This window comes from Nocardia iowensis (assembly GCF_019222765.1).
In the GTDB taxonomy this organism is placed as follows: domain Bacteria; phylum Actinomycetota; class Actinomycetes; order Mycobacteriales; family Mycobacteriaceae; genus Nocardia; species Nocardia iowensis.
Map to the genome: position 1 here is coordinate 8,158,804 of NZ_CP078145.1, position 18,449 is coordinate 8,177,252.

Here is an 18,449-nt window from a genome sequence, read left to right on the forward strand (position 1 = left end):
CAGGTAGGGGGCTCGCGGGAGGCATTTGCCAATGATATGTGATTCCCACCCACAGCACGGTCGTCGGACCGCATCGCCAGTCTCTGACCAGTACAGAATGCATCCGGCCCCCGCTCCGAAACGGAGCGGGGGCCGGGTGTTAGGGCGGTACCGGGTCAGCGGTAGTCGCTGAAGCCGTAGTCGTCGAGTGGGACTGCGGCGCCGGTGGTTTGGCCGAAGCTGTCCGGGCTGTAGTAGGTGTCGTCGTAGGACGGCACCGCGTACGCGGCGGCACGGGCTTCTTCGGTCGGCTGCACCTGGATGTTGCGGTAGCGGTTGATGCCGGTACCGGCCGGGATCAGCTTGCCGATGATCACGTTCTCCTTGAGGCCGATGAGCTTGTCGGAGCGGCAGTTGATCGCCGCGTCCGTCAGGACTCGAGTGGTCTCCTGGAAGGACGCCGCCGACAGCCACGAATCGGTCGCGAGCGACGCCTTCGTGATACCCATCAGCACCGGGCGACCCGCCGCGGGCTCATTGCCCTCGGCGACGACGCGACGGTTGGAGGCCTCGAACTCGGAACGCTCGGTGAGCGAACCGGGCAGGAACTCCGTGGCACCCGAGTCGATGATCGTCACGCGACGCAGCATCTGACGCACGATGACCTCGATGTGCTTGTCGTGGATCGACACACCCTGCGAGCGGTAGACCTCCTGGACCTCGTGGACCAGGTGGATCTGCACCTGACGGGGACCCATGATGCGCAGCACCTCGTGCGGATCCGCCGCGCCTTCCAGCAGCTGCTGGCCGACCTCGACGTGATCACCATCGGAGAGCAGACGCTCGGTGCCGTCGTCGTGCTTGAAGACACGCAGCCGCTGCCGCTTCGAGAGCTTGTCGTAGACAACCTCTTCGCCACCGTCATCGGGGATGATGGTGATCTTGTAGAAGCGGTCGTCGTCCTCCATCCGGACCCGGCCACTGACCTCGGCGATCGGCGCCTTGCCCTTCGGCACGCGGGCCTCGAACAGCTCCTGCACCCGCGGCAGACCGCCGGTGATGTCATCGCCCGCGACACCACCCTGGTGGAAGGTACGCATGGTCAGCTGGGTACCGGGCTCACCGATGGACTGCGCGGCGACGATGCCGACGGCCTCACCGATGTCGACCAGCTTGCCGGTGGCCATCGAGCGGCCGTAGCAGGTGGCACAGACACCGGTACCGGTGGTGCAGGTCAGCACGGAGCGGACCCGAACCTCGGTGATGCCTGCCTCGAGCAGCGCCTCGATGGCCGGGTCGCCGAGGTCGGCGCCCTTGCCGATGACGAGGTTGCCCTTGGCGTCCACCGCGTCCGAAGCGAGCGTGCGAGCGTACGCGGAGGTTTCCACGTGCGCGTCCCGGATCAGCGTGCCGTCCGCCTGCTTGTCGGCGATGTGCACGATGATGCCGCGCTCGGTGGCGCAATCGTGCTCGCGCACGATCACGTCCTGCGAGACGTCCACCAGACGACGGGTCAGGTAACCCGAGTCGGCGGTACGCAGCGCGGTGTCGGCCAGACCCTTACGAGCACCGTGGGTGTTGATGAAGTACTCGAGCACGGTCAGGCCCTCACGGAACGAGGACTTGATCGGGCGCGGGATGAACTCACCCTTCGGGTTCGTCACCAGACCCTTCATACCGGCGAGGGTACGAGTCTGGGTGAAGTTACCCGTGGCGCCCGACTCGACGATCGTGATGATCGGGTTGTCCGGCGGGTAGTGCGCACGCAGTGCCGTACCGACCTCTTCGGTCGCTTCCTGCCAGATCTTGACCAGCGCGTTGTTGCGCTCCTGGTGGTCAAGGGCACCACGCTGGTACTTCTTCTCGATCTGATCGGCGAGCGTCTCGTACCGCTCCATGATCTCGGTCTTCTCCGGCGGCACCAGCACGTCGGACATCGAGACCGTCACGCCGGAACGGGTGGCCCAGTAGAAGCCCGCGTCCTTCAGCTTGTCGACGGTCTGCGCGACCACGATCATCGGGTAGCGCTCGGCCAGATCGTTGATGATCGTGGCCTGACGCTTCTTCGGCATCTGCTCGTTGATGAACGCGTAGTCCGCCGGGAGCAGCTCGTTGAACAGCACGCGACCAAGGGTGGTCTCGGCAATCCACGCGTCGCCGCGGTTCCAGCCCTCCGGGAACAGCTTCGCCTCGATGTCCTTCGGCGGGCGCTGGTGGATGAGCCGCACCTTGATCAGCGAACGCACGGTGAGCTCACCGCGGTCCACCGCCATCTGCGCCTCGGCGGGCGAGGAGTACACGCCGAACTCGGCGGAATCCTTTGCGGCGGGCTTGTATTCACCCTTCGCGCCCTCTTCGAGGCGGGTCAGGTAGTACAGGCCGGTCACCATGTCCAGACGCGGCATGGCCAGCGGTCGACCCGAGGCGGGCGACAGGATGTTGTTCGAGGACAGCATCAGGATGCGGGCCTCGGCCTGCGCCTCCGCGGACAGCGGAAGGTGCACGGCCATCTGGTCACCGTCGAAGTCGGCGTTGAACGCTTCACAGACGAGCGGGTGCAGCTGGATCGCCTTACCCTCGACGAGCTGCGGCTCGAACGCCTGGATGCCGAGGCGGTGCAGGGTGGGCGCACGGTTCAGCAGCACCGGGTGCTCGGCGATGACCTCTTCGAGGACATCCCACACCTGGGGACGCTGCCGCTCGACCATCCGCTTGGCGGACTTGATGTTCTGCGCGTGGTTCAGGTCGACCAGACGCTTCATCACGAACGGCTTGAACAGCTCCAGCGCCATCAGCTTCGGCAGACCACACTGGTGCAGCTTCAGCTGCGGGCCGACCACGATGACCGAACGGCCGGAGTAGTCGACGCGCTTGCCGAGCAGGTTCTGCCGGAACCGGCCCTGCTTGCCCTTGAGCAGATCGCTGAGCGACTTCAGCGGGCGGTTGCCCGGTCCGGTGACCGGACGGCCGCGACGGCCGTTGTCGAACAGCGCGTCCACGGACTCCTGCAGCATCCGCTTCTCGTTGTTGACGATGATCTCGGGCGCACCCAGATCGATCAGTCGCTTGAGGCGGTTGTTGCGGTTGATCACGCGGCGGTACAGGTCGTTCAGGTCGGAGGTGGCGAACCGGCCACCGTCGAGCTGAACCATCGGACGCAGCTCCGGCGGGATCACCGGAACGGCGTCGAGCACCATGCCCATCGGCGAGTTGCCGTTGGTCTGGAAGGCCGCGACGACCTTGAGCCGCTTGAGCGCGCGCAGCTTCTTCTGGCCCTTACCGCTGCGGATGGTCTCCCGCAGGTTCTCGGCCTCGGCGTCGATGTCGAAGTTCTCCATCAGCTTCTGGATGGACTCCGCACCCATGGCGCCGGTGAAGTACTCGCCGTAGCGGTCGATCAGCTCGCGGTAGAGGACCTCGTCCACGATGAGCTGCTTGGGGGCCAGCTTGGTGAAGGTGGTCCAGATCTCCTCGAGCCGGTCCAGCTCGCGCTGGGCCCGATCGCGGAGCTGACGCATCTCGCGCTCGCCGCCGTCCTTGACCTTGCGGCGCACGTCGGACTTGGCACCCTCGGCCTCGAGCTCGGCCAGGTCGGCCTCGAGCTTCTGGGCGCGGGCCTCGAGGTCGGCGTCACGCTGGTCGGCGACCGCCTTCTTCTCGACCTCCATCTCGGCTTCGAGCGTGCTGAGCTCGTTGTGGCGCAGCTCGTCGTCCACCGCGACGATGACGTAGGCGGCGAAGTAGATGATCTTTTCCAGATCCTTCGGCGCCAGGTCGAGCAGGTACCCGAGGCGCGAAGGGACGCCCTTGAAGTACCAGATGTGGGTGACCGGTGCGGCCAGCTCGATGTGGCCCATCCGCTCACGACGCACCTTGGCGCGAGTCACCTCGACGCCACAGCGCTCACAGATGATGCCCTTGAAGCGGACACGCTTGTACTTACCGCAGTAGCACTCCCAGTCCCGGGTGGGGCCGAAGATCTTCTCGCAGAAGAGTCCGTCCTTTTCCGGCTTGAGCGTGCGGTAGTTGATGGTCTCCGGCTTCTTCACCTCGCCGAAGGACCACTGGCGAATGTCGTCGGCGGTGGCCAGGCCGATCCGGAGTTCATCGAAGAAGTTGACGTCTAGCACGTAACTTCACCTTTCACGGAGCTTGCGGAGTGAAAGTTCAACTTTGCAGCCCCTATTCGGGTCGAATTCGAGCAAAAAGTTCACTAGTTGGTCGAGCGCGGAGGCCGGATGCCTTGAAACTCAATGACATCCGGCCGACCGCCTAGTTCGCCAGATCGTCGACGGTGGCTGCTTCGTTCCTGGACAGGTTGATGCCCAGGTTCGCGGCAGCGCGCTCCAGATCCTCGTCGTCGCCGTCGCGCATCTCGATCGCGGCGCCGTCCGAAGACAGCACCTCGACGTTGAGGCACAGCGACTGGAGTTCCTTGAGAAGCACCTTGAACGACTCCGGAATGCCCGGCTCCGGAATGTTCTCGCCCTTGACGATCGCCTCGTAAACCTTGACGCGACCGACGACGTCGTCGGACTTGATGGTCAGCAGTTCCTGCAGGGTGTAGGCGGCGCCGTAGGCCTGCATGGCCCAGCACTCCATTTCACCGAAGCGCTGACCACCGAACTGTGCCTTACCACCGAGCGGCTGCTGGGTGATCATCGAGTACGGACCGGTCGAACGGGCGTGGATCTTGTCGTCGACCAAGTGGTGCAGCTTCAGGATGTACATGTAGCCGACCGCCACCGGGTACGGGAACGGTTCGCCGGAACGTCCGTCGAGCAGGGTGGCCTTGCCGTTGTCGTCGACCATGCGCTCACCGTCACGGTTCGGCAGAGTCGAGGCGAGCAGACCGGTCAGCTCCTCTTCGCGGGCACCGTCGAAGACGGGCGTCGCGATGTTGGAGTCGGCCGGAGCGCCGAGCATCTCCTCGGGCAGTGCGTTGGCCCAGTCGGGACGGGTCCCGTCCGCGGCGACATCGACCTGCCAGCCTGCCTTGCCGATCCAGCCGAGGTGGGTCTCCAGGATCTGGCCGATGTTCATACGACGCGGCACACCATGGGTATTGAGGATGATGTCGACCGGCGTGCCATCGGGCATGAACGGCATGTCCTCGGTCGGCAAGATCTTGCCGATCACACCCTTGTTACCGTGCCGGCCAGCGAGCTTGTCACCATCCTGGATCTTGCGCTTCTGCGCCACATACACCCGCACCAACTCGTTGACACCGGGAGGCAGATCGTCATCGTCCTCACGCGAGAACACCCGAATACCGATGACCTTGCCCGACTCACCATGGGGCACCTTGAGCGAGGTGTCACGCACTTCGCGGGCCTTCTCACCGAAGATCGCCCGCAACAGCCGCTCCTCGGGAGTCAGCTCGGTCTCACCCTTCGGGGTGACCTTGCCGACCAGAATGTCGCCATCACGAACCTCGGCACCGATCCGCACGATCCCACGCTCGTCGAGATCAGCCAAGACCTCATCGGAAACATTCGGGATGTCGCGAGTGATCTCCTCGGCACCGAGCTTGGTGTCACGAGCATCGATCTCATGCTCTTCGATGTGAATCGAGGTGAGAACATCCTCTTCCACGAGGCGCTGCGACAAGATGATCGCGTCCTCGTAGTTGTGGCCCTCCCACGGCATGATCGCCACCAGCAAGTTCTTGCCCAGCGCCATCTCACCGTTCTCGGTGCACGGACCATCGGCGAGTACCTGACCGACCTCGACGCGCTGGCCTTCGTCCACGATCGGACGCTGGTTCGCGCAGGTGCCCTGGTTCGAACGAGCGAACTTCCGCATCCGGTAGCTCTTGCGAGTCCCGTCGTCGGCCATCACGGTGACGTAGTCGGCGGAAACCTCCTCGACCACACCACCCTTCTCGTTCACCACGACATCGCCTGCGTCGACGGCAGCGCGCAGCTCCATGCCGGTGCCCACGACGGGAGCCTCGGAACGGATCAGCGGCACGGCCTGACGCTGCATGTTCGCACCCATCAGGGCGCGGTTGGCGTCGTCGTGCTCGAGGAACGGGATCATCGCCGTCGCGACCGACACCATCTGGCGCGGCGAGACGTCCATGTAGTCGACCTCGTTGGCGGGGACGAGCTCGTTCTCCTCGTTGCCGCGGCGGCAGAGCACGCGGTCCTCGAGGAAGCGGCCCTCCGCGTCGACCGGCGAGTTGGCCTGGGCACGAACGTGCCTGTCCTCTTCGTCGGCGGTGAGGTACTTGACCTCGTCGGTCACCTTGCCGTCGACCACCTTGCGGTACGGCGTTTCGATGAAGCCGAACGGGTTGACCCGCGCGTACACCGACAGCGAACCGATCAGGCCGATGTTCGGGCCTTCCGGGGTCTCGATCGGGCACATGCGGCCGTAGTGCGAGGTGTGCACGTCGCGGACTTCCAGACCGGCCCGCTCACGGGACAGACCACCCGGACCAAGAGCCGAAAGGCGGCGCTTGTGGGTCAGACCCGACAGCGGGTTGTTCTGGTCCATGAACTGCGACAGCTGGGAGGTTCCGAAGAACTCCTTGATCGCGGCGACGACCGGGCGGATGTTGATCAGGGTCTGCGGCGTGATCGCCTCGACGTCCTGGGTCGTCATCCGCTCGCGGACCACGCGCTCCATCCGGGACAGGCCCACTCGGATCTGGTTCTGGATCAGCTCGCCGACGGTGCGCAGGCGACGGTTACCGAAGTGGTCGATGTCGTCGACGTCGACCGGGACCTCCTGACCGCCGGGGGCGGTCATGACGCGGTCGCCCGCGTGCAGGCGGACCAGGTACTCGATCGTGGTGACGATGTCTTCCTTGGTGAGCACCGATCCGGTGACCTGCTCGCCGAGGTGGATGCCCAGCTTCTTGTTGATCTTGTAGCGACCGACGCGCGCCAGGTCGTAGCGCTTCTCCTTGAAGAACAGGTTCTCCAGCAGGGTCTGCGCCGACTCCTTGGTCGGCGGCTCACCCGGACGCAGCTTGCGGTAGATGTCCAGCAGCGCCTCGTCCTGACCGGCGGTGTTGTCCTTCTCCAAGGTCGACATCATGATTTCGGAGAAACCGAAACGCTCGACGATCTCGTCGTTGGTCCAACCCAGCGCCTTCAGCAGCACGGTGACCGGCTGGCGACGCTTGCGGTCGATGCGGACACCAACGGTGTCGCGCTTATCGATGTCGAACTCCAGCCACGCACCACGCGACGGAATGACGCGCACGCTGTGCAGGTCCTTCTCGGTGGTCTTGTCGACGGAGTGGTCGAAGTAGACACCCGGCGAGCGAACCAGCTGGGAGACGACGACGCGTTCGGTGCCGTTGATGATGAACGTGCCCTTGTCGGTCATCATCGGGAAATCACCCATGAAGACCGTCTGGCTCTTGATCTCACCGGTGTTGTTGTTGATGAACTCCGCGGTGACGAACAACGGCGCCGCGTAGGTCATGTCCTTGTCTTTGCACTCGTCGATGGAGGCCTTGACCTCCTCGAACCGAGGGTCAGAGAAAGACAGGGACATGGAGCCGGAGAAGTCCTCGATCGGCGAGAGCTCCTCGAGCACCTCCTCGAGTCCCCCGACTAGCCCGACATCGCCGCGAAGGGCGACCTTTTCACGCCATGACGGCGAACCGATCAACCATGCAAATGAGTCCGTCTGTAGATCGAGAAGTCCGGGCACCTCCAAGGGTTCACGGATCTTCGCGAAAGACACCCGCAACGGGGCTCCGGGGATTCCGGCAACTGCCTTGGTCTGGGTGGAGACTGCCAAGATGCGTCCTTCCAGCACCTCACGCGCGTCGCGTGGTGGTCCGCGACCGTCGCTTGTCTGCTACGAATTCCGCTGGTTACAACCCGAACGAAACCCGAACAGGCAACAACGGAAGTAACACCGGAAGGGTGGAACTTACGTGTGCAAATCGAGGTATGGACAGGAGGCAGCCAGCGCAACGTCCAACCGTACACCAATCGTCACGGGGGCGTCAACCTACCACCCGTGCGCACATTCACAAGGCTGGCGCGCCGTGTCCGAATCGCTGGCTGCGTCGGGGACGACGGGGCGTTATGGAGCCACTGTGACAGCTGCCGCTGTTGTGAATAGCGTGACTGCTCGGGCGAAAGTCGTCAAGTAGGGGGGCACCGACCAGGCATCCGCGAGATGCCATGGGCCGCTGCGCGATCACTGGTCGACGATGTCGCTGGCCAGCCAGCGATCATCCACCTTCTGCATGTGCAGCACGATCGGACCCGCGACGCTTTGCTGCGCGACACCGTCCTTCGTGGCGCTGACGACCAAATTGACCAGCAGCTCGGCCCGATCGTCGGTGAGCAAGGTCACAGCGATTGGATCGGCCTTCGCATCGGCGCTGGTCTGCGCCTGTTTTACCGCCGAGATGGTGGTGTCGGCGTACTTGTCGAGATCGGCGAGCATCTTGCCCGTGAGCACCTGGCGCGCGGTATCGCGGTAGCCGTCGATGTTCTTCACGTCATAGGCGTAGACGGTCTTCAGGGCGTGATCGGCGGCCGCGCGCACCTCTTCGGTGGCCTTGTTGTCGACGAAGGCCTTGTTCGAGTCGTCGACCCCAGGACGCGACGCGGCGACGGCCGCGAATCCACCGAGCAGTACCGCGGCGATCAGGCTGGCGGCGACAAGGGACCAGAACGAGCGGCCCGTCTTCGTTGGGCGCGCACCGCGCTTCCGGAAGCGGCGGGCCGGGCGCGGTTCGGGCCGCTGCTCGGAACGTGTCGCGCGCGTTGCCGCGGGGCGGGTGGTGCCCGTCACCCGTGGCTTGCGAGTCGGGGTGGTGCGCGGCGCGGCGGCGCGGGACGGCTGCTCGGTGGACGGCCGTCGCTTGGAGGTGACCCGGTTGACCGGTTTACGAGAAGTCATGTCTGGTCCTCCTACGATCCCGGCTTGGGCACGCCGGGCGGCTGGTCGGCGGGCGGCTGCGGGGACTGGCCCTGGCCACCGCTCAGCAGCACCGGCTGGCTCAACGAGGAGATCTGCTCGGCCTTCCAGACCTCGCCTGCCTTGGTCACGTCGACGTTCCAGGTGTAGCGGTATTCGGCGGGTGGCTTGTCCTTGCCGGTCTCGGTCACCTGGAGCACCACCAGGGCCGATGCCTTGTCCTTCTCGCTGTTCAGCGTGGTGAGCGCGGCGCCGAGCACCTTCGAGGTCATGCCGACGCCGGTCTGCTTGGCCAGCGTCTCGGCCTGGTCCTTGTTCTTGTCGGCCGACTCGAGCAGCGCGCCGGTCATCGAGGAGCGGGCCAGGGCCAGCGACCCGGGAACGTCGTCGAGATTCATCGAGGTCATGTTGATCGCGGCTTGGCGGGCGGCGTCGAGCGCGGTGTCGCGGGCGTCGGCGCGCGGGGCGTCGCTGACCGCCGAGCGCACCCACCCGGTGCCGAACCAGACGGCGGCGACCAGGGCGACGACGAGCAGGGCCGCCGATCCGATCAGCGCGAACGCGCGGACGATGTCGGTGCGGCCTGCGGTCTCGGGCCTGTCGTGCGCGCCCTCGACCGGAGCCTCGGCGGCCGCATCGGACCGGTCCGCGGCGTCGGCGGGGTCCGGTGCTTCCCGCGGCTCCGTGGAGTCGGGCTGCTTGGACAAATCTGCACTCACCTGGGCCACCCTAACGTCATCGGTCCTGGTCACCGCTTCGGCGTAACTCCCATCAGCGTCGCAAGCTGCACGGCGATCGGCGTCAGGTTCAGCCGCTCCGGATCGGTCTTCGGGTTCGAATCCCACGGCTGCACGATGTTCGGATCGGCCAGCTCGGCTCGCTCGCCGCCACGTACCGCGGTCGGATTACCTTGCGGCACAAGGCACTTGGCATCCTTGTTGAACGGGAACTCGTCGCGGGTGTCGTCGAAGTCCGGGTTCTGCGCCTTCATCTGCTCGAGAATCCGCTGCGTTCCCTCGTAGCCGACGGTACAGGCCGGCGGGTTGTTGGTTTCCAGCACGAGACCGAAGTGCGTGGTGCCATCGCCGGGCGCGGTGGACGAGCCGCCGATCGACAACTGCGGCAGCATCTGCAGCAGCGGGCGGATCGCGTAGAACTTGGGCGAGATGGCCTGCAACAGCGACCGCAGGTTGGCCAGGTCCTGGGTGATCGCGCCACCGCTCTCGTGCAGCAGCGCACCGATCTGCTGGCCAGCGTCGGTGCCGGTGCCGATCAACCTGCGGATATCCGGGTCGCTCGAGCGCAGCTGCGCGGTGAGCTTGTCCAGGCCGTCGCTGAACTCCCGGATGGCGCCGGACTGCTCGGCCTGGGTACCGAGCACCACCTTGCCGTCGCGGATGAGCTGGATGGTCTGCGGCAGCGTCTCGTTGAACGTGGTGGTGAACTTGTTCAGCGAATCGACGAAGACCTGCAGGTCGTCACCCTTGCCGTCGAACGCCTTGCCGAGCTCGCGGACGGTGGTGTTCAACGCCGCCAGGTCGACCGAGCGGGTGAAGCTGTCCACGCTGGCGACCAGCTGCTCGACCGGCACCGGCGTGGCCGCCGAGGTGATCACCGAATTGTCGTGCAGGTAGGGCGCGGAGTCGGTGTCCGGCTGCAGATCGACGTACTGCTCACCGATCGCGGAACGATTGGCCACCACGGCTTTCGCCGAGGCGGGAATCTTCGGCGAGCTCGAATCGACGATGAGGTGCATCAGCACGCCGTCGCCGGTCAGTTCCAACTCGCCGACCCGGCCGACCGGCACCCCGCGATAGGTCACCTCGGCACCCTTATAGATGCCACCGGTCTGGGCCGCCCGCACCTGCACCTCGTACTGGCCGAAACCGAGCATGTGGTCGAGCCGAATGTATTTGGCGCCGACATACACGACGCCGACCACCGCGACGATGGCGAAGGCAAGCAGCTGCCAGCGGACCAATCTCGTCATCGAGCACCACCCACTCCGAGTTGCTCCAGAATCGCACCCACCGGATTCGGCGGCACGCCCGGCGCGGGCGGCTGCGCCATGTTCGGCGGCAACGGCAGGATCGACACGGTCGGCCAGCCGGGGCGCGGGCCGTTGCCGTTGTAGTACGGGTTGGTCGGATTCACCGGCACCGGCGGGCCGTTGGTCGGCGGGACGTACACCGGATCCGGTTTGCCCACACCGAGATTGCTCAGCGTGACACCGATCTGCTGATCCACCGACAGCCAGGTATTGACCGAACCGCCGAACGTGGACTCCAGCGTGGAGTCGGGGAACGGATAGGTCGGAATCAACGGCAACGCGCTGACCAGATCCGGCGCGGCCTTGCCCAGCTCCTGCAACGTCGGGCGCAGCGAGGTCAGATCGCGGATGAGGTCGTCCTTCGAGTGATTCAGCACGTCGAAACCGGCCTGGCCGACCCGATCCAGCTGCCCGAGCAGCCCGACCAGCTGCGGACGCTGCTGTTCCAGGATCTTGACGCCCTCCGGCAGCTGTTCGAGGATCTTGCCGATCTGCTCGGTCTGTCTGCTCACCCGGCTGCTCAACACGTCGAGACCGTCCAGGGCCCTGGTGATGTCGTTCACCTGATCGTCGAGTCCCTTGATCAGGATGTTCGCCTGTTCGAGCAGCGAGCGCACCCGATCCTCGCGACCGCCCATGGTCTTGTTCAGCTCGGTGACGATCGGCTGCAGCTGCGCTACGCCACCGCCGTTGAGCAGCAACGACATCGCGCCGAGCACTTGCTCGATCTCGGTGGCGTGCCTGGTGTGGTCGACCGGGATCACCGCACCGTCGCGCAGCGGCTTCGGGTCCGGATCGCTCGCGGGCTTGGACAGCTCGATGAACTTCTCACCGAGCAGATTCGACTGGCGCACTTCGGCACGCGCGTTCTCCGGCAGGTTCACCGAGGAGTTCACCACGGCGCGCACGGTCGCGGTCCACTGGTCTTTGCCGATCTTGATGTCCTCGACCCTGCCGACCGGCACGCCCTCGACCTTCACCGCGGACTGTGGCACCAGGTCGAGCACGTCGTCGAACTCGATATCAATGCGCATCGGGTGCGCACCGACATCGGCGCCACCGGGCAGCGGGACGCTGTAGATACCGTCGGACGCGCACGAGGTGACCAGTGCGGCGGCCAGCCCGACAATCAGCGCGGAGCCGAGACCGCGTGTGACAGAACGGATTCGACTCACCGCTCACCTCCCTGCGACGGCGGAAGCTGATCCGACGGCGTGCCGGGCACGGTGCCGGGCACGGGCGCACGCTGCTGGTTCTCATTGCTGAGGATGCCGAACGGCAGGATCAACGTCGGCGTCTTCACTCCGGCGGTGATCTGGTCCGAGATCTCCTTGCAGTGATCGAGAATCGGCCGCATCTGCCTGCCGAGCGCCTCGAACTGCGGATCGCCGGGCCGCAGCTTGGACATGTCGATCAGCTTGCACATGACACCGAACGGGTCCTGCAGGTCGGTGAAATTGGCGCGCATGTCGAGGGTGCCGGATTCGGCGTTGTGCACGTTGATCAGGTTGCTGAGCGCCACCGGCAGCACCGGGAGGGCCGCGGCCAGATCGTCGCGCTGATCGGACAGCGTCTTGGTGAGCTGGACCAGCCCCTCGGCATTGCTCGCGACCAGGTCGCGGTTGTTGTCGATGAACCGGGCGACATCGCCGAGCGCGACCGAGAGCAGGTTCAGCGCGGCGCCGAGGTCGTCCCGCTCGTTCGCGAGGAAGCTGGAGAGATCGGCGAGCTGGACATTGAATTGGCGCACCTGCGCGTCGTTCTGGGCCAGCATGGTGACGAAGCTCTGCAAATTCTTTACGGTGTCGAAGATGTCGCCGCGCGCGTCGGACAGATACTTGGCGGCTTTGGACAGCTGGGTGAGGCTATTGGCCAGCGCCTCGCCGTTGCCGTCCAGGTTCGCCGCACCGGTGCGGACCAGCTCGTTCACCGCGCCCTCTTTGTTGGCGCCGTTGGGGCCCAACGCATCCGAGAGTTCGGTGATGCTCTTGTACAGCTGATCGACCTCGACCGGGGTGACCGTGCGGTCGCGCGGAATGGTCGCGGTGCGCGCCATCTTCGGCCCGCCGGTGTACACCGGGGTCAGCTGGATGTAGCGGTCGGACACGATCGACGGCGTGATCTGTGCGGCCCGCGCGTCGGCGGGCACGTCGTAGGAACGATCGACGCTCATCACGATCTTGACCTGATCGCCTTGCGGTTCAACGGAATCCACCCGGCCGACCGGAACGCCGAGCACCCGCACGTCCGAGCCCTCGTAGATGCCGACCGAGCGATCGAAGTACGCGGTGATCTTGGTGGTGGTCAGCCGATCGAACATCCACCAGAGCACCACGGCAACCAGCACCGCCACGACCACGACCAGCGCGATGGCCACCTTGCCCTTGCCCGAATCGCGCAACGCGCGCAGCCGATCCGCCATGTCAGTTACCTCCCATGTTGCGAATCGGCGGACGGGCGCCGGGAATCTCCGGCAGCGCGGGCGGGATCAGGTTGACGATCACCGCGTCGAACCAGCGGCCGGTGCCGAGCACATTGGCGTAGAGCCCGTAGAACGGCGCCGCGAGTTCCAAGGTCTTGGAGATGTTCTGCTGGTTGGCATTCAGCAGATCGATCGAACCGCGCAGATTCTTCAGCGCCGGGCCGATCTGCTCCTCGTTGTCGTGCACCAGCGCGCTCAGCTCGGCCGACACCGTCTTGGCGCCGGACAGCAGCTGGGCGATGGATTGCTGGCGAATGTTGAGCTCGGCCAGCAATTGGCCACCGGAGGCGAGCAGCCGCTCGAACTCCGCGTTGCGGTCGGCGAGCACCTTGGTGGTCTGCCTGGTGGCGGCGAACAGCTTCTTCAGCTCCTCGTCGCGCTTGGCCAGCGTCTCGGACAGGCGGGCGACGCCGTCGATGGAGCCGCGCAGTTCCGGCGGCGTCGTCGCGAACGCGTCGGAGAGCACCCGCATGCTGGTGGCCAGCTGCGCGGTGTCGATCTGGTCGATGTTCTTCGCCGCATCGGTGAACGCGTCCACCACGTCGTACGGAGACACGGTGCGCGACAATGGAATCCGTTGAGCAGGGTCGGCCGCCTTTGACCCCTTCGGGTCCAGCGCCAGATACTTCTGCCCGAGCACCGTCTTGATCTGGATCGAGGCGGTGGTCTCGCTACCGATCCAGGCGTCCTGGGTGCGGAAGTCGACGAGCACCTTCGCGCCGTCGAGCCGCACGTCGGACACCGAACCGACCTTCACCCCGGCGATGCGGACCTCGTTGCCCTTCTTCAGGCCCGCGGCCTCGGAGAATTCGGCGGTGTACTTGGTGCCCGCGCCGATGATCGGCAGCCGGTCGAGGTAGAACGCCGACAGGGTCACCAGCAGCACCATCGCCAGGCCGAGCACACCCATGAAGACGGGGCTGCGGCGGCCGAGCAGAATCCGGTCGTCCATCAGCGGGCCTTCCCGGAGCAGCGCGGCGCGGCGTTGGTGTACAGCGGCTGGTTGATCGTCGGTAGTCCGGCGGGCAGGTTGAGCTGCGGCGCGTCCACCGCGCCTGGGCCGACGACGATGTCGATGCCGCACAGATAGAACTGGAACCAGGAGCCGTAACTGCCCACCCGGCCGAGCTTTTCCATCTTGATCGGCAGGTTGTGCAGCACCGCGTTCACATCGTCCTGGCGCTCGTTGATGGTGCCGGTGAGCTGGCTCAGTCCGGCGATCGAACCTTGCAGCGTCGGGCGGACCGGAACCAGCAGATCGGCGGTGGCCGAGGCCAGGTTGCCGAGCGAGGTCACCGAGCGGCCGATGGTGTCGCGTTCCGCGGACAGCCCGCTGACAAGTGCCTCGGTATTGACGATGAGCTGGTTGAACTGATCGTCGCGCTGGTTGACGGTGTCGAGCACGGTGGTCAGATTGCGGACGAGCTCACCGATCACCGCGTCCTTGTCCGCGATCTTGTTGGTCAAGCTCGCGGTGGTCGCCACCAGGTCGTGGATCGTGCCCTGCTCGCCCTGGAACACCTGGATGATCTCGAAGGAGAGCTTGTTCACGTCGTCGGCGGTGAGCGTGCGGAACAGCGGACGGAAGCCGTTGAACAGGGTGGTCAGGTTCAGCGCGGGATTGGTGCGCTCCAGCGGGATGGTGCCGCCCTTGTTGAGCTTGCGGCCCTGCTCGCCGGTGCCCTGTTCGAGCGCGATGTAGCGCTGGCCGACCAGGTTTCGGTAGCGGATGCTCGCCGTGGTCGAGGCGGGCAGCCAATCCCGGTCGGTGAGTTGGAATTTCACCTCGGCCAGGCGCTTGTCCACGATCGAGACGCCGGTGACCTTGCCGACCCGCACCCCGGCGACGCGTACCTCGTCGCCCGTATTCAACGACGTAACATCGGTGAACCGGGCTTTGAACTCGGTGCCGCCACCGCTGTAGTTGGCGATGGACAGGCCGAGCACGGTGGTCGCGAACAGCGTGACGACGACGAAGATGATCAGCTTGGTGAGCGGACCGCCCAAGCCGCGCAGTTTCTGCTTCATCGAACGCTCACCTCGCTACCACGGAACGCGGGCGCGCCGGCCCTGGTGACCCAGCTCGGCACCTGCTCAGGCGAAACACCGTGCGCGGCACCATAGATCGCGCCGAGCGACTGCTGCTCCAGCGGCGAGCCCGCGATGGTCGCGACATTGCTCGCCGGGTAGACGCCGAATTGCGGCGGCGACAGCTTGCCGGTCTCCAGGTCGCCGGGGTTGCGGCTCGGTACCGCGTAGGAGCCGTCGTTGTTCGCGCCGCCGGTGTACTGACCGGGGTCGACACCGAGCGGCTTCTCCGGAATGCACCACGGCCCACGGTCATCCAGCCAGCGCGGCTCGTCCTGGTTCGGCAGGTACTTGCCGCGCGGGTTGGTCAGCTCGATGGTCACCCGCGTGCCCGGGTGCTCGGTGCCCTTGCCGAGGATCTCGTCGATGCGCGGCTTGAGCTGAGCGAAGTTCGCCATTACGCACGGGAAGGTCGGCGAGTAGGTGGCCAGTTGCTCCAGCAGGGGACGCGAATCGGCGGACAGGTCGATGATGTTGTCGCGGTTGGCGATCAGGAAGTCGGCGGTGTCCGAGGAGGTCGGCGTCAGCACGGCGTACAGCGAGTCGATGTCCCATCGCCGCTGCACAATGGTCGCGTTGGTGGTTCGCAGATTGTCCAGCGCGTTGACCAGCTGTGGCGCGGCATCGGAGTAGGTGGCGGCTACCTCGGCGAAGCTGCGCAGGTCCTCCTGCAGGTCCGGCAGCACACCGTTGACCTGACGGAAGATGTTGTCCAGCTTGTCGACGCTCTCTCCGAGCGCGAGGCCCTGACCGGACAGCGCCTGGGAGAGCGCGCCGAGGGTGGCAGCGAGGTCCTGCGGCGGAATCGCCTGCAGCAGCGGCATCAGGTCGTCGAGCAGCTTGCTCAGTTCGATCGCGTTGCCGCTCTTGTCCTGCTGCAGCGTCACGCCATTGGTGAGGTGCTCGGCACTGCGGTCGGCCGGGATCACCAGATCCACATAGCGCTCGCCGAAAAGCGTCTTCGGCAGCAGCCGCGCGGTCGCGTTGACCGGGATCTGGTTCGCTTTGTCCGGTTGGATGGCCAGGTTCAACGTCACCTTGCCGTTGTCGGAGTAGCTCGACCGCACCTCACCGACGCTGACACCGCGTACCTTGACGTCCGCGTTCTTGGTCAGCGCGTTGCCGACGCTGTCGGTGACCAGGTCGACATCGACCGTCTTCACGAACTGCTTGTTGTAGATGGCGATGGTCGTCCACAGGAACAGCACCACCACCACGAAGAACGCGATACCGAGCAGCCGGATCCGAAGCTTCTCGGTCGACCGCCAAACCTGCACGCCGCTGCTCATCCGGCCACTCGCACAGTCGTAGTGGTCCCCCAGATAGCCAGGCTCAAGAAGAAGTCGAGCACGTTCACCAGCACGATCGCCGCCCGCACCGCGCGGCCAACCGCGACGCCGACGCCGGCCGGTCCGCCGGTGGCGTGGAAGCCGTAGTAGCAGTGCACCATGATGATCACGAACGCGAAGACCAGCACCTTGAGGAACGAATAGAGCACGTCCTCAGGTGGTAGGAACAGGCTGAAATAGTGGTCGTACGAGCCGCTGGACTGCCCGTTGAACCAGATGCTGATCATCCGCGACGCCAGGAACGTGCCGAGCAGGCCGACGATGTACAGCGGGATCACCGCGAGAAAACCGGCGATCACCCGGGTGGTGACCAGGAACGGCACGCCGGGCACCGCCATCACCTCGAGCGCGTCGATCTCCTCGGAAATTCGCATGGCGCCGAGCTGGGCGGTGAAACCACAGCCCACCGTCGCCGACAGCGCCAAAGCGGCGACCAGCGGCGCGATTTCGCGGGTGTTGATGTAGGCGGTGAGGAAGCCGGTGAGCACCGAGCTGCCGAGCGCGTCCAGTGCCTTGAAGCCCTGCAGACCGACGACAACGCCGACCGACCCGGACATGAACACGATGACGCCGATGGTGCCGCCGATCACCGCGAGCGCGCCGCTGCCGAAGGTCACCTCGGCGAGCAGCCGCATGACCTCCTTGCGGTAATGCACCGCGGTGCGCGGGATCCAAGCGATGGCGCGCGAGTAGAACGACATCTGCTCGCCGGCCCGATCGATCACCTTCATCGGTGCGCGCACGACATCGCCCGCCCGGCGCAGCGACTTGGCGATCACGGGGTTGCGGTACTGGGTGGCCACCGGTCAGGCGCCCTTGGCCGGGACGACCTGCAAATACACCAGGGTCAGGATGAGGTTCACGAAGAACAGCACCAGGAACGTGATCACCACGGATTGGTTCACCGCGTCACCTACTCCTTTCGGACCCCCTTTGGGATGCAACCCCTTGTACGCGGCGATCACACCGGCGATCAGGCCGAATACCAGCGCCTTGATCTCACCGATCCACAGGTCGGGCAGCTGCGCCAGCGCGGAGAACGAGGCGAGGTAGGCGCCCGGCGTGCCGCCCTGCAGCAGCACGTTGAAGAAGTAGCCGCCCGCGATACCGACGACCGACACCAGGCCGTTCAGCAGCAGCGCGACCAGGGTCATGCCGAGCACCCGCGGCACGACCAGCTTGTGCACCGGATCGACGCCGAGCACCTCCAGCGCGTCGATCTCCTCACGGATGGTGCGCGAGCCGAGGTCGGCGGCGACCGCCGACCCGGCCGCGCCCGCGATGATGAGCGCCGTGACAACCGGCGCCGCCTGCTGCACGGTGGCCAGCACACTCGTGGCACCGGTGAAGGATTCGGCGCCGAGCTGCTTGATCAGCGAGCCGGTCTGCAATGCGACGACCGCGCCGAACGGGATAGCGACGAGTGCGCTGGGCAGGATCGAGACGCTGGCGATGAACCACGACTGCTCGATGAACTCCCGCCACTCGAAGGGCCGGCGAAACGTCTTGCGCAGCACGTCGACAAACAGTGCGAAGATGTTGCCGGCCTGGCCAAATCCCGACTCCAGGGGAGTCCGCAATCGCGCCAGGGCAGAGTTCACGA

Annotated in this window: 12 protein-coding genes; all 12 read right to left on the reverse strand. The window is 65.6% G+C overall.

Annotated features, from left to right (window positions below; all coding sequences use genetic code 11):
• Nucleotides 1-155: 155 nt before the first annotated feature.
• The 12 genes from KV110_RS37575 to KV110_RS37630 all read right to left on the reverse strand — a co-directional run bounded on the left by KV110_RS37575 (nucleotide 156) and on the right by KV110_RS37630 (nucleotide 18,447).
• Entirely contained in the window at nucleotides 156-4,109 is a 3,954-nt protein-coding gene (locus KV110_RS37575; RefSeq protein WP_218471870.1) for a DNA-directed RNA polymerase subunit beta', read from the reverse strand.
• Between the two features lie 142 nt (nucleotides 4,110-4,251).
• Nucleotides 4,252-7,758 carry a DNA-directed RNA polymerase subunit beta gene (gene rpoB, locus KV110_RS37580; protein WP_218471871.1) on the reverse strand — a complete coding sequence of 1,169 codons (3,507 nt, stop codon included), beginning with the start codon at nucleotides 7,756-7,758 and terminating at the stop codon, nucleotides 4,252-4,254.
• A gap of 390 nt (nucleotides 7,759-8,148) precedes the next feature.
• A complete protein-coding gene (locus KV110_RS37585; protein WP_218471872.1) occupies nucleotides 8,149-8,859 on the reverse strand; it encodes a hypothetical protein in 711 nt (236 codons plus the stop codon).
• A gap of 11 nt (nucleotides 8,860-8,870) precedes the next feature.
• Entirely contained in the window at nucleotides 8,871-9,596 is a 726-nt protein-coding gene (locus KV110_RS37590; protein ID WP_246634208.1) for a hypothetical protein, read from the reverse strand.
• A 29-nt stretch (nucleotides 9,597-9,625) separates the two neighbouring features.
• Nucleotides 9,626-10,867, reverse strand: coding sequence for an MCE family protein (locus KV110_RS37595; RefSeq protein ID WP_218471873.1), 1,242 nt, complete (start codon nucleotides 10,865-10,867; stop codon nucleotides 9,626-9,628).
• Nucleotides 10,864-12,093: an MCE family protein gene (locus KV110_RS37600; protein ID WP_218479367.1), complete on the reverse strand. Its 1,230-nt coding sequence runs from the start codon at nucleotides 12,091-12,093 to the stop codon at nucleotides 10,864-10,866. Before KV110_RS37600 ends, KV110_RS37595 begins: the two co-directional genes overlap by 4 nt.
• Before the next feature lie 5 nt (nucleotides 12,094-12,098).
• A complete protein-coding gene (locus KV110_RS37605; RefSeq protein ID WP_218471874.1) occupies nucleotides 12,099-13,349 on the reverse strand; it encodes an MCE family protein in 1,251 nt (416 codons plus the stop codon).
• Nucleotide 13,350: 1 nt separating this feature from the next.
• Nucleotides 13,351-14,361 (reverse strand): MCE family protein, encoded by a 1,011-nt coding sequence (locus KV110_RS37610; RefSeq protein ID WP_246634209.1) that lies wholly within the window; start codon nucleotides 14,359-14,361, stop codon nucleotides 13,351-13,353.
• On the reverse strand, nucleotides 14,361-15,437 hold the full coding sequence (locus KV110_RS37615) for an MCE family protein (protein ID WP_218471875.1): 1,077 nt from the start codon (nucleotides 15,435-15,437) through the stop codon (nucleotides 14,361-14,363). Before KV110_RS37615 ends, KV110_RS37610 begins: the two co-directional genes overlap by 1 nt.
• Complete coding sequence (locus KV110_RS37620) at nucleotides 15,434-16,786, reverse strand: MCE family protein (protein WP_218471876.1); 1,353 nt, start codon at nucleotides 16,784-16,786, stop codon at nucleotides 15,434-15,436. Before KV110_RS37620 ends, KV110_RS37615 begins: the two co-directional genes overlap by 4 nt.
• A complete protein-coding gene (locus KV110_RS37625; protein ID WP_246634834.1) occupies nucleotides 16,783-17,577 on the reverse strand; it encodes an MlaE family ABC transporter permease in 795 nt (264 codons plus the stop codon). Before KV110_RS37625 ends, KV110_RS37620 begins: the two co-directional genes overlap by 4 nt.
• Nucleotides 17,578-17,652: 75 nt before the next feature.
• On the reverse strand, nucleotides 17,653-18,447 hold the full coding sequence (locus KV110_RS37630) for an MlaE family ABC transporter permease (RefSeq protein ID WP_218471877.1): 795 nt from the start codon (nucleotides 18,445-18,447) through the stop codon (nucleotides 17,653-17,655).
• Nucleotides 18,448-18,449 lie beyond the last annotated feature (2 nt).

Excerpts from the sequence above, each read along its gene's own strand:
- KV110_RS37585 (WP_218471872.1), bottom strand. The coding sequence starts at position 8,859 with ATGACTTCTCGTAAACCGGTCAACCGGGTCACCTCCAAGCGACGGCCG.
- KV110_RS37595 (WP_218471873.1), bottom strand. The coding sequence starts at position 10,867 with ATGACGAGATTGGTCCGCTGGCAGCTGCTTGCCTTCGCCATCGTCGCG.
- KV110_RS37605 (WP_218471874.1), bottom strand. The coding sequence starts at position 13,349 with ATGGCGGATCGGCTGCGCGCGTTGCGCGATTCGGGCAAGGGCAAGGTG.
- KV110_RS37610 (WP_246634209.1), bottom strand. The coding sequence starts at position 14,361 with ATGGACGACCGGATTCTGCTCGGCCGCCGCAGCCCCGTCTTCATGGGT.
- KV110_RS37615 (WP_218471875.1), bottom strand. The coding sequence starts at position 15,437 with ATGAAGCAGAAACTGCGCGGCTTGGGCGGTCCGCTCACCAAGCTGATC.
- KV110_RS37620 (WP_218471876.1), bottom strand. The coding sequence starts at position 16,786 with ATGAGCAGCGGCGTGCAGGTTTGGCGGTCGACCGAGAAGCTTCGGATC.
- KV110_RS37625 (WP_246634834.1), bottom strand. The coding sequence starts at position 17,577 with ATGAAGGTGATCGATCGGGCCGGCGAGCAGATGTCGTTCTACTCGCGC.